We start from the raw sequence: 12,816 nt of genomic DNA, 5'->3' as shown, positions 1-12,816 counted from the left end.
ATTTTTCTCGAAAAAAGAAAAGGAATAAACAAATGACAAATAAAAATGCGTATGCCCAATCGGGTGTGGACGTTGAAGCAGGTTATGAAGTTGTTGAACGTATCAAAAAACATGTTGCCCGTACAGAGCGTGCAGGTGTCATGGGAGCTCTCGGTGGCTTCGGTGGTATGTTTGACCTTTCAAAAACAGGTGTCAAAGAGCCCGTTTTGATTTCAGGTACAGATGGTGTCGGTACTAAGCTCATGCTTGCTATCAAGTACGACAAACACGATACTATCGGTCAAGACTGTGTGGCTATGTGTGTCAACGATATCATCGCTGCAGGTGCTGAGCCCCTTTACTTCCTTGACTACGTAGCGACTGGTAAAAATGAACCAGCTAAATTAGAACAAGTTGTTGCCGGTGTGGCTGAAGGTTGTGTGCAAGCTGGTGCAGCCCTCATCGGTGGTGAAACTGCTGAAATGCCTGGTATGTACGGTGAAGACGACTATGACTTGGCTGGTTTCGCAGTAGGTATCGCTGAAAAATCACAAATCATCGACGGTTCAAAAGTGGCTGAGGGTGATGTGCTTCTTGGACTTGCTTCAAGCGGTATCCACTCAAATGGTTACTCACTCGTGCGTCGTGTCTTTGCTGATTACACAGGTGAAGAAGTTCTCCCAGAACTTGAAGGCAAGAAACTTAAAGACGTTCTTCTTGAACCAACTCGTATCTACGTCAAAGCAGCTTTGCCACTCATCAAAGAAGAATTGGTTAACGGTATTGCCCACATCACAGGTGGTGGTTTCATTGAAAATGTACCACGTATGTTCTCAGATGACTTGGCTGCTGAAATTGACGAAAGCAAAGTGCCAGTCCTTCCAATTTTCAAAGCCCTTGAAAAGTATGGCCAAATCAAACACGAAGAAATGTTTGAAATCTTCAACATGGGTATTGGTCTCATGCTTGCGGTTAAACCAGAAAATGTTGAACGTGTCAAAGAACTTCTTGACGAACCTGTTTATGAAATTGGTCGTATTGTGAAGAAAGATGGCGCAAGTGTGGTGATTAAATAATGGTGCTATCACCATTTTGTACAGAGAAATTGTAGAAAGGAGTGTTTGGTTAGTAAGCCTAACTGAACACGGGACTCATTTTCTAGGAAAAAAGAGAAATCATTTTGTGTGCAAGCACCCAGCAATGATTTCCTATTTTTCTACGAAAATGTTCGGCTAGCCGAAACGTCCCTTTGTATCGAATATGAAGATTGCTGTTTTTGCCTCTGGCAACGGCTCAAACTTTCAGGTGATTGCGGAACAATTTCCAGTAGAGTTTGTTTTTTCAGATCACCGTGATGCCTACGTCTTAGAACGTGCCAAAAATCTTAATGTGGTTAGCCATGCCTTTGAACTCAAGGAATTTGACAATAAAGCGGCTTATGAAGAGGCTATCGTCAAACTCTTGGATGATCACCAGATTGATTTGGTTTGTTTGGCCGGCTATATGAAAATCGTCGGCCCAACCTTGCTAGCAGCTTACGAAGGCCGTATTATCAATATTCACCCGGCTTATCTCCCTGAATTTCCAGGGGCTCATGGTATTGAGGATGCTTGGAATGCAGGTGTTGACCAGTCTGGTGTAACTATTCACTGGGTGGATTCTGGCGTTGATACAGGTAAGGTCATCAAACAAGTCCGTGTGCCACGCCTTGAAGATGATACCCTTGACACTTTCGAAACTCGCATCCACGAAGCAGAGTACAAACTCTATCCAGAAGTGTTGGATAGTTTGGGCGTAGCGAGAGGTAGGAATGATAAATAAATTAGGCAGACTATCCCCTTTTTGGAAAACCATTATATTTTTTTCAGTATTTTCATTTTTGTTGTTTATTATTGATTCTTTTGACTTAGTAACACAATTATTTGAATTACTTGGTATGAAACCGAATCATATGAATAGTTGGTTAGCATATATAGGTTCAATATCAGGATTGATGATGACTTCTTATATTTATACTGCTTCTCTCAAAAAGGAAAGTGATGTTAGAGAGGTAGAACAACGTTATAATAACTTACCAAAATTAATAATGGAAGTAGACTTAACAGATAATAATCTTAGGTTATCAGCAAAGAATATTGGATTAAATCATGCAATTCTAAAATCTTGGAAATTGAATGAGTCTGAAGATCAGAGTGAGAATACTCAACAATTACATAGAACAAAGGGTGACATTAATCAATTTCCAATTGTTGAAAAAAACAATGAATATTCTGAAGATATTCCTCTTGATGAAGGAATAGAAATTTCAAATATTAAAGAAATAATAATTATATATACTGACATTTTCGAAAAAAATTATTATTATAATAAATTCAAAAACAAAAATGGTAAGTTTGAACAAGTTAAATATGCGATATTTGATAAAAATAGAACTGAAAAAAATAAAGTAAAAATGACACAAGGAAAGGAACTAAAATGACTAAACGTGCACTAATTAGTGTTTCAGATAAAGCGGGCATTGTTGAATTTGCCCAAGAACTCAAAAAACTCGGTTGGGACATCATCTCAACAGGTGGTACTAAAGTTGTCCTTGACAATGCGGGGGTAGACACTATCGCTATTGATGATGTGACTGGTTTTCCAGAAATGATGGATGGTCGTGTGAAGACCCTCCACCCAAATATCCACGGTGGTCTCCTCGCTCGTCGTGACCTCGATAGCCACCTTCAAGCGGCTAAGGACAATAATATCGAATTGATTGACCTTGTTGTGGTAAACCTTTACCCATTCAAGGAAACCATTCTCAAACCAGACGTGACTTACGCTGACGCAGTTGAAAACATTGATATCGGTGGGCCATCTATGCTTCGTTCAGCAGCTAAAAACCACGCTAGCGTAACAGTTGTGGTAGACCCTGCTGACTATGCTGTTGTACTTGACGAGTTGTCAGCAAACGGCGAAACAAGTTACGAAACTCGCCAACGTTTGGCAGCAAAAGTATACCGTCACACAGCTTCATACGACGCTTTGATTGCAGAATACTTCACAGCTCAAGTGGGTGAAACAAAACCTGAAAAACTCACTTTGACTTATGACCTCAAGCAACCAATGCGTTACGGTGAAAACCCTCAACAAGACGCAGACTTCTACCAAAAAGGTTTGCCAACGGCTTACTCAATTGCTTCAGCTAAACAGCTTAACGGTAAAGAATTGTCATTCAACAATATCCGTGACGCTGATGCCGCTATCCGTATCATCCGTGATTTCAAAGACCGTCCAACAGTCGTGGCTCTCAAACATATGAACCCATGTGGTATCGGTCAAGCTGATGACATTGAAACAGCTTGGGACTACGCTTATGAAGCTGATCCAGTGTCAATCTTTGGTGGTATTGTAGTCCTCAACCGTGAAGTTGACGCTGCGACGGCTAAGAAAATGCACGGTGTCTTCCTTGAAATCATCATCGCACCAAGCTATACAGATGAAGCACTTGAAATCTTGACAACTAAGAAGAAAAACTTGCGTATCCTTGAATTGCCATTCGATGCTCAAGATGCCAGCGAAGCAGAAGCAGAATACACTGGTGTTGTGGGTGGACTTCTCGTTCAAAACCAAGACGTTGTTAAAGAAAGCCCAGCTGACTGGCAAGTGGTTACCAAACGCCAACCAACTGAAACAGAAGCGACAGCTCTGGAGTTTGCTTGGAAGGCTATCAAGTACGTTAAATCAAACGGTATCATCGTGACTAACGACCACATGACACTTGGTGTTGGCCCTGGTCAAACTAACCGTGTGGCATCTGTCCGCATCGCCATTGATCAAGCTAAAGACCGTCTTGACGGCGCTGTTCTTGCTTCAGATGCCTTCTTCCCATTTGCAGATAACGTGGAAGAAATCGCTAAAGCAGGTATCAAGGCTATCATCCAACCAGGTGGTTCAGTACGTGACCAAGAGTCAATCGAAGCAGCTGATAAACATGGTTTGACAATGATCTTTACAGGCGTAAGACATTTTAGACATTAATGGGTATTTAAAAATTAGCTCATTATCAACTATTATGAATGATTTATCGCTAACAATGAGAGAAGATACAAGTGGTCTTCTCTTTTTGTATGTCTAAAATAATAAGCATTTTAGTTTTAGAAATTATTAAAACGATTTGTTAGAATTGTTCGTAACTAATCTCGAAAAATCAGCTTCTCATTTAACTATTCTTCATACGTTTTAGGGTGTTTAAGGCCGTAGTGACTAGCTCGTTAACAGGCATTTCCTGATAATCTCCTTTTAACCATTCATCAAAAATATTGTATAGACCTCCGGCGATGAATCTACTATCATAGGTGATTTGTCTTTGATTACTGTTTGTGACATGCCAAGGTGCCATGACAGTGGTATAAGCAGCAGAAAGCTTATCATAAGACCTTTGTAAGATAAGCACGAGCAAGTTTGCATCTTGCAAAATTTTTAATGGCTCAGTGTACTGGCTCCAATACTGAAAGAAAAGGTTTACTAAATCTTCAAAATTAGTCAGTTTTGCTGTTTGAAGTTCGATAATATAGTCTTGGATTAAGCGGTCTAAATAATTCGTAAGGACTTGCTCTTTTGAATGGTAATAACGATAAAACGTTCGTCTAGCAATCTGAGCATGTTCGCTGAGTTCAGCAACACTGATATTACGTAGGGATTTCTTAGTTGCTAATAAATCGAACAAGGCTTCCTCCAGCCATTGCCGTGATTGGTATTCCATGGTAGTTCTCCTTTCCTGTCACACTTTTGGCCAAACTGTGCCAATTTCACTTAACTTCTTGTTTTTGTAACAGTTTGTCTTTATACTAAATTTGTTGCGCGTGATGTATGATTATCATTTATTCTGAACATTGTACAATTGTTAGATATTATTAAGGAGGTAAAGAGATGAGCATTCTTTTTAATGTTTGGATGCTGCCTATTTTATTTATTTTACATGATTTCGAAGAGATGATTTTTATGCCCTTGTGGAAAAAACGGCATCATCAAAAGTTACGGACTTTTAAGAAACCGTTCTTTGGTTCTGTTACACAGGGTTCTGCCTTTGCAGTAGGTGTTTTAGAGGAGTTTATCATTTTGCTGTTTATTTCTGGTCTTTGTCAGATGACTCACAACACTGTACTCTATTTCTCATTTGTAATAGCTTATACATCTCATTTCATGATCCATTATATCATGTGCCTGCAATTTAGAGGCTATGTTCCTGGAGTTGTCACAGTAACTCTAGAATTACCCATTGTTTTAATGATTATTTTCCACTATTGGCCTTCTGAGGTTTCTCTGCTGTCAGTCATTGTATATCTTTTCGTGGCGACGGCATTAGCCTATACGAATCTTAAAGTCATGCACCAAATTATGCCAAAAATTCAAATAAGCTTAGAAAAGTACATGAAATAAAAAATGATGAATTGAGACCTATTTTAAGCTTCTGAAAGAACAAATTTAAGAAGTGACCAAGAGTCAATCGAAGCGGCTGATAAACATGGTTTGACAATGATCTTTACAGACGTAAGACATTTCCGTCATTAAGAATTCACAAAGCATCCAAGGAATTGGATGTTTTTTTAGATGCCTTAAGTTTCCTTTAAGCTACCCAAGCTATACTAATACCATCCTAAAAAACTTTTCTTTTTCATAAATCTCCTAAAAGCTCAGCACTAGCTGGGCTTTTTTATTTCAGTGCATGAAAAAACAACCGTTCTCACGATTGTTCAATAGATTTAAACCTTTTCAAGGACAGACTGGGTTACCCAAGTCTTGCGATTGCCGATTTGGACGAGAACGCCATCGCTTGGTGGATCAATGGCAAGCACTTTGAAGTTACCTGGAATGTTAAAAGTTTCACCAGGATTGAGGTACTGGTCTGAAGTTGGATTGCCTTGTCCATCAACTTCAATGACTGGGCCAGGGTCAACAATATTGTGTTTAGTTGGTGTGCCTCCTGCTAAATCTTGGCTAGTGATATGACTTCCTACGATTGATGTGACACGGAAAGTACCTGTAAATCGGACAGTATCGCCAACTTTGATAGAAGAGTTAGTAGAATTTCCATTTTGAGCTCCTGCTTCGAGGTCTTTAAAATGGATATAGCCAGACACTTGACTCTTATGGAAACTGCGTTTATGGTATTTCTCAGGCCCTTGCCCAGCATTATAGTTGTATTCTTCAATAGTGACCTGATCGCCATTCACCTCGGCTACCCAAGCAACATGTCCCATGTATCCAGCTCCGTTGACACCGTCTGAAAACCAAGCGATGCTTCCAACAGCAGGATTCATGTCTACACGATGTCCATTCGCTCGTGCAATTGGTCCCCAAGTGATAGCATTCCCATAACCTACAGGCAAGGTGAATCCATTGGTATTGCTGAGGCGATAGGCCGCAAAGGACGTACACTGACGCCAGTACATAGTCCAAGGGTCCACGCCGAAGCCCCCATATTTCCAAGAGGAAGGATAGTCATCTCCGAGGACAGCCGCCTGTGTGGGAGCACCCCAAGAAATTAGCACCGTAGCTAAGCCGGTTAGTGATAAAAGACATTTAACGATTTTTTTCTTCATTTTAACCTCCACCTACCTATTCGCAGTTTTTCAGGAAAATGAAGATATTTTTGCGTTTAAGCCTCCCTTAAGCTGTTTAGACTATACTATCATTAATCCTAAATAACTTTTTTCATTTTCATAATCTCCTAAGAGGTGGTCCAAGTGGCCGCCTTTTTTGTGTTCAAATTTGGCTACACCCCCATATCTCCGAACAAATATGTTATAATGGTTATGTATAATTCGTGAAAATTGCTAATTTTTCCGAATGATTGTCGTTAATGGGCATTTGCCCCTAGTCTTATTTGATATTGAGGTATCTTTCAAATGAAACTTTTGGTTGTTGGTTCTGGTGGTCGTGAACATGCGATTGCCAAGAAATTATTGGAGTCTAAGGATGTTGAGCAAGTTTTCGTAGCTCCTGGTAATGACGGGATGACATTGGACGGTCTTGATTTGATCAATATCGGAATTTCCGAACATTCTAAGCTGATTGACTTTGCAAAAGCGAACGATATTGCTTGGACCTTTATCGGTCCGGATGATGCGCTTGCGGCTGGAATCGTGGATGATTTCAATGCGGCAGGACTCAAAGCCTTTGGTCCGACCAAGGCTGCGGCTGAGCTGGAGTGGTCTAAGGATTTCGCTAAGGAAATCATGGTCAAATACGACGTTCCAACAGCAGCCTATGGCACTTTTTCAGATTTCGAAGAAGCTAAGGCCTACATTGAGGAAAAAGGTGCTCCAATCGTCGTCAAGGCAGACGGCTTGGCCCTTGGTAAAGGTGTCGTCGTTGCTGAAACAGTTGAGCAAGCAGTAGAAGCGGCTCACGAGATGCTATTGGACAATAAATTTGGAGACTCAGGTGCGCGTGTGGTCATCGAGGAATTCCTTGACGGGGAAGAGTTCTCTCTCTTTGCCTTTGTCAATGGGGACAAGTTCTACATTATGCCAACGGCTCAGGACCACAAACGTGCTTATGATGGTGACAAGGGTCCGAACACTGGTGGGATGGGTGCCTATGCACCAGTTCCTCACTTGCCACAGAGTGTGGTTGACACAGCGGTTGACACCATTGTCAAGCCAGTTCTTGAAGGTATGATTAAAGAAGGTCGTCCCTACACTGGAGTCCTTTACGCTGGTCTTATCTTGACAGCTGACGGCCCTAAAGTCATCGAGTTCAACTCACGTTTTGGCGATCCTGAAACGCAAATCATCTTGCCTCGTTTGACTTCTGATTTTGCGCAAAATATCACTGACATTTTGGATGGCAAAGAGCCAGCCATCACTTGGACGGACAAGGGTGTGACACTGGGCGTGGTTGTAGCTTCAAATGGCTACCCACTCGCTTATGAGAAAGGTGTCAAGCTTCCAGCCAAGACAGAGGATGACATCATCACTTATTATGCCGGTGCCAAATTCGCTGAAAACGGCCAAAACCTTCTTTCAAACGGCGGACGTGTCTACATGTTGGTCACAACAGCAGACACCGTCAAAGACGGCCAAAATATCATCTACAACGAACTCGACAAACAAAACACAGAAGGCCTCTTCTATCGAAACGACATTGGTAGTAAGGCTAATAAATAATCAGCGACCATGGGTCGTAAAAGGCGAGCGAAAGCGAGCCAAACTAAGATAATGGTCGCCGTGGTGAAAAGACCAGAACAAATCCTGTTCTGGTCGAGGGAAACTTTGAGACCTTAGGCTCAAAGTTTAGGAATGAAACCGAAGGTTTGCTTCCGTCCCCACCACCTAAGACCATTATCAAAAAAGAAAAGGAAAAATTATGACTAAACCAATTATTTCCATTATCATGGGCTCAAAATCCGACTGGGCAACCATGCAAAAAGCTGCTGAAGTTCTCGACAACTTCGGTGTCTCTTACGAAAAGAAAGTTGTTTCCGCACACCGTACACCGGACCTCATGTTCAAACATGCGGAAGAAGCACGTAGCCGTGGCATCAAGGTCATCATCGCTGGTGCGGGTGGCGCTGCTCACTTGCCAGGGATGGTTGCTGCTAAAACAACCCTTCCAGTCATCGGTGTGCCCGTCAAATCACGTGCTCTTAGCGGTGTGGATTCACTCTATTCTATCGTTCAGATGCCAGGTGGGGTACCAGTCGCAACCATGGCTATCGGTGAATCAGGAGCTACCAATGCTGCACTCTTTGCCCTCCGTCTCCTCTCAGTAGAAGACAAGGCCATTGCAGATGCGCTTGCTAACTTTGCTGAAGAACAAGGAAAAATCGCAGAGGAGTCTACAAATGAGCTCAACTAAAACCATTGGTATCATCGGTGGTGGTCAACTCGGTCAAATGATGGCTATCTCAGCTATTTACATGGGCCACAAGGTTATCACCCTTGATCCTACAGCAGATTGTCCATCTTCTCGTGTGTCTGAGGTTATCGTGGCACCTTACGACGACGTAGATGCCCTTCGTCAGTTGGCAGACCGCTGTGATGTTCTCACTTATGAGTTTGAAAATGTCGACGCTGACGGTCTTGACGCTGTTATCAAAGATGGTCAGCTTCCACAAGGGACAGACCTGCTTCGTATTTCACAAAACCGTATATTTGAAAAGGACTTCCTCTCAAACAAGGCTCAAGTGAGAGTTGCTCCTTACAAGGTCGTGACATCTAGCCTTGATTTGGAAGATATTGACCTTTCTAAAAAATACGTCCTCAAGACAGCGACAGGTGGTTACGATGGCCACGGTCAAAAAGTCATCACATCAGCTGATGATTTGGAAGAGGCAAATGCCCTTGCTAACTCGGCCGAGTGTGTCTTGGAAGAGTTCGTTAACTTCGACCTTGAAATTTCAGTCATCGTATCTGGTAACGGCAAGGATGTGACGGTTTTCCCAGTTCAGGAAAATATCCACCGCAACAACATCCTCTCTAAAACCATCGTGCCTGCCCGTATTTCTGACAGTCTAGCTGAGAAAGCTAAAGCTATGGCTGTGAAGATTGCCGAGCAACTTACCCTCTCTGGTACCCTCTGTGTGGAGATGTTTGCGACAGCTGATGACATCATCGTTAACGAAATTGCACCACGCCCACATAACTCTGGACACTACTCAATCGAAGCCTGTGATTTTTCACAATTTGACACACATATCTTGGGCGTTCTCGGAGCGCCACTTCCAGCAATCCACCTCCATGCCCCTGCTGTCATGCTCAATGTCCTCGGCCAACACGTCGAAGCAGCTGAGCGTTATGTCACAGAAAATCCAAGCGCCCACCTCCACATGTATGGTAAACTAGAAGCGAAGCACAACCGCAAAATGGGTCATGTGACTTTGTTTAGTGATGTGCCAGATAGTGTGGTTGAGTTTGGGAAAGGAATAGATTGGTAGATGGACTCATTCTTGAATACGGATTTCATAGTGTAAATTTTGTAATCTAATAAAAATCTACATAATAATTTTTATTAGTATTTAATGTATACAATTTTTAGATTTTCTTATATAAAGGGCATAATTATATGTTTAAAAATAATAAAAAGTACTTTTTAATTTTTGGAGTATTGATTTTGCTACCTGTGATTCTTGATTTATCTAACCAGAATTTTGGTTTAACTAAAGGGTATGATTGGTTATCTTTTTATGGTAGTTTAGTTGGTAGTTTTGTTACCATTATTGGGATTAAGCTAACTTTGGATTTTGAATCGGAACAGTCCCGAAGAGATGAAAAAATAAGCTACAGACCTATATTAAGGTTTTCAAGTAAAAATCTTGATAACAAAGGTGATTTTTCAAAATCTCAAATTATACTTAGAGATGAGACGAGTTTAAAAAAATTTCAAGAAAATAACATCCCATTATTAGAGAAAAGCACCGAATACTTTAAAAGCGTTCAAAGTAGTTTAAAAGCAGGAAAAGATAAGTTATCTGGTGAGATAGAAAGCTTATTGTCACAGTCATCAAAATATGTTTATGTACAATCTAGATTTTTACTCTGTATTTCCAATGTTAGCTCTAATAATGCGATACTAAGTAATATTATAGTGTTAGATGATGTTATAGCAGGTAATTTAAATTATGAAAATTTTTATAAATCTTGTCTTGTGAAAAAAGAAAGTTGTTTGGAGTTAGATATATCACTAGACTGTGCGCTTAGTAAAGAAGAGATAAATCTCATAGAGCAAGGCATACCGAAGATATTATCGATACGTATTGAATTCTTTGATTTACTAAAAAACAAATACTGCTATGCTTTTGCTTTACAAATTGAGAAGGTATACCAAGAAGATGTTTTTCACCATTACGCTAATATAAAGATTGATGAAAACACGATTCAAGTAGAACCTTTTGAATTATAGTTAAGGAGGAAACAATGATTAACCGTTATTCACGCCCAGAAATGGCGAACATTTGGACTGAAGAAAATAAATACCGTGCTTGGCTTGAGGTGGAAATCTTGGCCGATGAAGCATGGGCTGAATTGGGAGAAATTCCTAAGGAAGATGTGGCTTTGATTCGTGAAAAAGCGGACTTTGACATCGACCGTATTTTGGAAATTGAGCAGCAAACACGTCACGATGTCGTTGCCTTCACACGTGCGGTTTCTGAAACGCTTGGTGAAGAGCGTAAGTGGGTTCACTATGGTTTGACTTCTACTGACGTGGTAGATACTGCCTATGGTTACCTCTACAAACAAGCTAACGACATCATCCGCAAAGACCTTGAAAACTTCCTCAACATCATCGCTGACAAAGCGAAAGAACACAAGTTCACTATCATGATGGGTCGTACGCACGGTGTGCACGCTGAGCCTACAACTTTTGGTCTTAAATTGGCAACTTGGTACAGCGAAATGAAACGTAACATTGAGCGTTTCGAGCATGCGGCTGCTGGTGTGGAGGCTGGTAAGATTTCTGGTGCGGTTGGTAACTTTGCCAACATCCCACCATTCGTTGAAAAATACGTCTGCGACAAACTTGGTATCCGTGCTCAAGAAATCTCTACACAGGTCCTTCCTCGTGACCTTCACGCTGAGTACTTTGCAGTTCTTGCTAGCATCGCAACTTCTATCGAGCGTATGGCAACTGAAATCCGTGGTCTTCAAAAATCTGAACAACGTGAAGTGGAAGAGTTCTTTGCCAAAGGTCAAAAAGGATCTTCAGCAATGCCTCACAAACGTAACCCAATCGGTTCTGAAAATATGACAGGTCTTGCGCGTGTTATCCGTGGTCACATGGTAACAGCTTATGAAAACGTAGCCCTTTGGCACGAACGTGATATCTCTCACTCATCAGCTGAGCGTATCATCGCACCAGATACAACTATCTTGATTGACTACATGCTCAACCGTTTCGGAAACATCGTTAAGAATTTGACAGTCTTCCCAGAAAACATGATCCGCAACATGAACTCTACATTTGGTCTTATCTTCAGCCAACGTGCCATGCTTACTTTGATTGAAAAAGGTATGACACGTGAGCAAGCTTACGACCTTGTTCAACCTAAGACTGCCCAATCATGGGATAACCAAGTAGACTTTAAACCACTTCTTGAATCAGATCCAGAGGTAACATCTCGTCTCACTCAAGAAGAGATCGACGAAATCTTCAACCCAGTTTACTACACTAAACGTGTTGATGAAATCTTCGAACGCATTGGTTTGGGTGACTAATCTAAACAAAATAACAGAAAGCAGGTTTGCCCTGCTTTTTTTGATGGTGACATTTATGTCACTAGTTTTGTTTCTTTTTCAGCCTTATAATAGAGTCATCGCTAGAAAACTGTCAGAAAGGAGAAGTTAGTCATCTTAAAAGGACGATTTAAGTATTTACTGGAGTTGAGCCTCTTAATAGTAAGCATTGCTTTTAATATCCTCCCCATCATGAACGATATTGGAAGTATCAAAGCCCCCTCTTGGTTTTTAGATATGGATATTCCTAGTGGTTCCTTATTGTTACTTATTTTACTTATCATTTTAAAAAGTGATTCAAGGGAATGATATTTTAAGCAACCTTTAAGTTTATTAGCTTATATTATAACTATCCTAATAAAACAACTAGCTTTGGCGAGCTGGTGAAAAACTTTTTCATAACAAATCTCCCCGAAGAAAGTCTAGATATCTAGACTTTTTTCTTCTTTTTAAGATTTTATTAGGATATTTTAAGAAACCACTTGAAAACCCTTCCAAAACAAGGTAATATAGTTATATAAAGATTCTATTGGACAAGCGGTCACCTTTGGAGGATTAGGAAGAGGAGGTTGGAAAGCCTGTACAATCGTATCTTTGTCAGTAGTCTTTGGATTGC

Annotated in this window: 12 protein-coding genes and 1 pseudogene; 11 read left to right on the top strand and 2 right to left on the bottom strand. The window is 40.9% G+C overall.

Features of this window, described 5'->3' with window-relative positions; translation table 11 throughout:
• Window positions 1-32 precede the first annotated feature (32 nt).
• From purM to purH, 4 genes are all read left to right on the top strand, one after another.
• Window positions 33-1,055, top strand: a complete 1,023-nt coding sequence (gene purM, locus HMPREF0848_RS09915) for a phosphoribosylformylglycinamidine cyclo-ligase (RefSeq protein ID WP_008536319.1) — start codon at window positions 33-35, stop codon at window positions 1,053-1,055.
• A gap of 184 nt (window positions 1,056-1,239) precedes the next feature.
• Window positions 1,240-1,800 carry a phosphoribosylglycinamide formyltransferase gene (gene purN, locus HMPREF0848_RS09910; RefSeq protein WP_008536318.1) on the top strand — a complete coding sequence of 187 codons (561 nt, stop codon included), beginning with the start codon at window positions 1,240-1,242 and terminating at the stop codon, window positions 1,798-1,800.
• Window positions 1,790-2,458 (top strand): hypothetical protein, encoded by a 669-nt coding sequence (locus tag HMPREF0848_RS09905; protein WP_008536317.1) that lies wholly within the window; start codon window positions 1,790-1,792, stop codon window positions 2,456-2,458. Before purN ends, HMPREF0848_RS09905 begins: the two co-directional genes overlap by 11 nt.
• A complete protein-coding gene (gene purH, locus HMPREF0848_RS09900) occupies window positions 2,455-4,002 on the top strand; it encodes a bifunctional phosphoribosylaminoimidazolecarboxamide formyltransferase/IMP cyclohydrolase (RefSeq protein WP_008536316.1) in 1,548 nt (515 codons plus the stop codon). The genes HMPREF0848_RS09905 and purH overlap by 4 nt, the downstream gene beginning before the upstream one ends.
• Window positions 4,003-4,183: 181 nt before the next feature.
• Here purH and HMPREF0848_RS09895 read toward each other — a convergent pair whose 3' ends face one another.
• Window positions 4,184-4,726 carry a TetR/AcrR family transcriptional regulator gene (locus HMPREF0848_RS09895; RefSeq protein ID WP_008536315.1) on the bottom strand — a complete coding sequence of 181 codons (543 nt, stop codon included), beginning with the start codon at window positions 4,724-4,726 and terminating at the stop codon, window positions 4,184-4,186.
• A 167-nt stretch (window positions 4,727-4,893) separates the two neighbouring features.
• Here HMPREF0848_RS09895 and HMPREF0848_RS09890 point away from each other — a divergent pair, with 167 nt between their 5' ends.
• Window positions 4,894-5,403 carry an HXXEE domain-containing protein gene (locus tag HMPREF0848_RS09890; RefSeq protein ID WP_008536314.1) on the top strand — a complete coding sequence of 170 codons (510 nt, stop codon included), beginning with the start codon at window positions 4,894-4,896 and terminating at the stop codon, window positions 5,401-5,403.
• 54 nt (window positions 5,404-5,457) lie between these two features.
• Window positions 5,458-5,535: pseudogene (locus tag HMPREF0848_RS10995) on the top strand (IMP cyclohydrolase); the annotation flags it as partial.
• A 191-nt stretch (window positions 5,536-5,726) separates the two neighbouring features.
• Here HMPREF0848_RS10995 and HMPREF0848_RS09885 read toward each other — a convergent pair.
• Entirely contained in the window at window positions 5,727-6,566 is an 840-nt protein-coding gene (locus HMPREF0848_RS09885) for a CHAP domain-containing protein (protein WP_002888600.1), read from the bottom strand.
• A 306-nt stretch (window positions 6,567-6,872) separates the two neighbouring features.
• Between HMPREF0848_RS09885 and purD the strand changes: the two genes are divergently transcribed.
• The 5 genes from purD to purB all read left to right on the top strand — a co-directional run bounded on the left by purD (window position 6,873) and on the right by purB (window position 12,182).
• Complete coding sequence (purD, locus tag HMPREF0848_RS09880) at window positions 6,873-8,135, top strand: phosphoribosylamine--glycine ligase (RefSeq protein ID WP_008536311.1); 1,263 nt, start codon at window positions 6,873-6,875, stop codon at window positions 8,133-8,135.
• 199 nt (window positions 8,136-8,334) lie between these two features.
• Window positions 8,335-8,826, top strand: a complete 492-nt coding sequence (gene purE, locus HMPREF0848_RS09875; RefSeq protein ID WP_008536309.1) for a 5-(carboxyamino)imidazole ribonucleotide mutase — start codon at window positions 8,335-8,337, stop codon at window positions 8,824-8,826.
• The gene (gene purK / locus HMPREF0848_RS09870; protein WP_008536308.1) at window positions 8,813-9,904 is read left to right on the top strand and encodes a 5-(carboxyamino)imidazole ribonucleotide synthase; all 1,092 of its coding nucleotides are present in this window, start codon (window positions 8,813-8,815) and stop codon (window positions 9,902-9,904) included. The genes purE and purK overlap by 14 nt, the downstream gene beginning before the upstream one ends.
• Before the next feature lie 128 nt (window positions 9,905-10,032).
• Window positions 10,033-10,869, top strand: a complete 837-nt coding sequence (locus HMPREF0848_RS09865; RefSeq protein WP_008536307.1) for a hypothetical protein — start codon at window positions 10,033-10,035, stop codon at window positions 10,867-10,869.
• A 14-nt stretch (window positions 10,870-10,883) separates the two neighbouring features.
• Entirely contained in the window at window positions 10,884-12,182 is a 1,299-nt protein-coding gene (gene purB / locus HMPREF0848_RS09860) for an adenylosuccinate lyase (RefSeq protein ID WP_008536306.1), read from the top strand.
• The last annotated feature ends 634 nt before the right edge of the window (window positions 12,183-12,816 follow it).

This window comes from Streptococcus sp. C150, assembly GCF_000187445.1.
Taxonomy (GTDB): Bacteria; Bacillota; Bacilli; order Lactobacillales; family Streptococcaceae; genus Streptococcus; species Streptococcus raffinosi.
The sequence above is the reverse complement of the archived record's forward strand: the minus strand, read 5'-3'. Positions and strand labels throughout refer to the sequence as shown.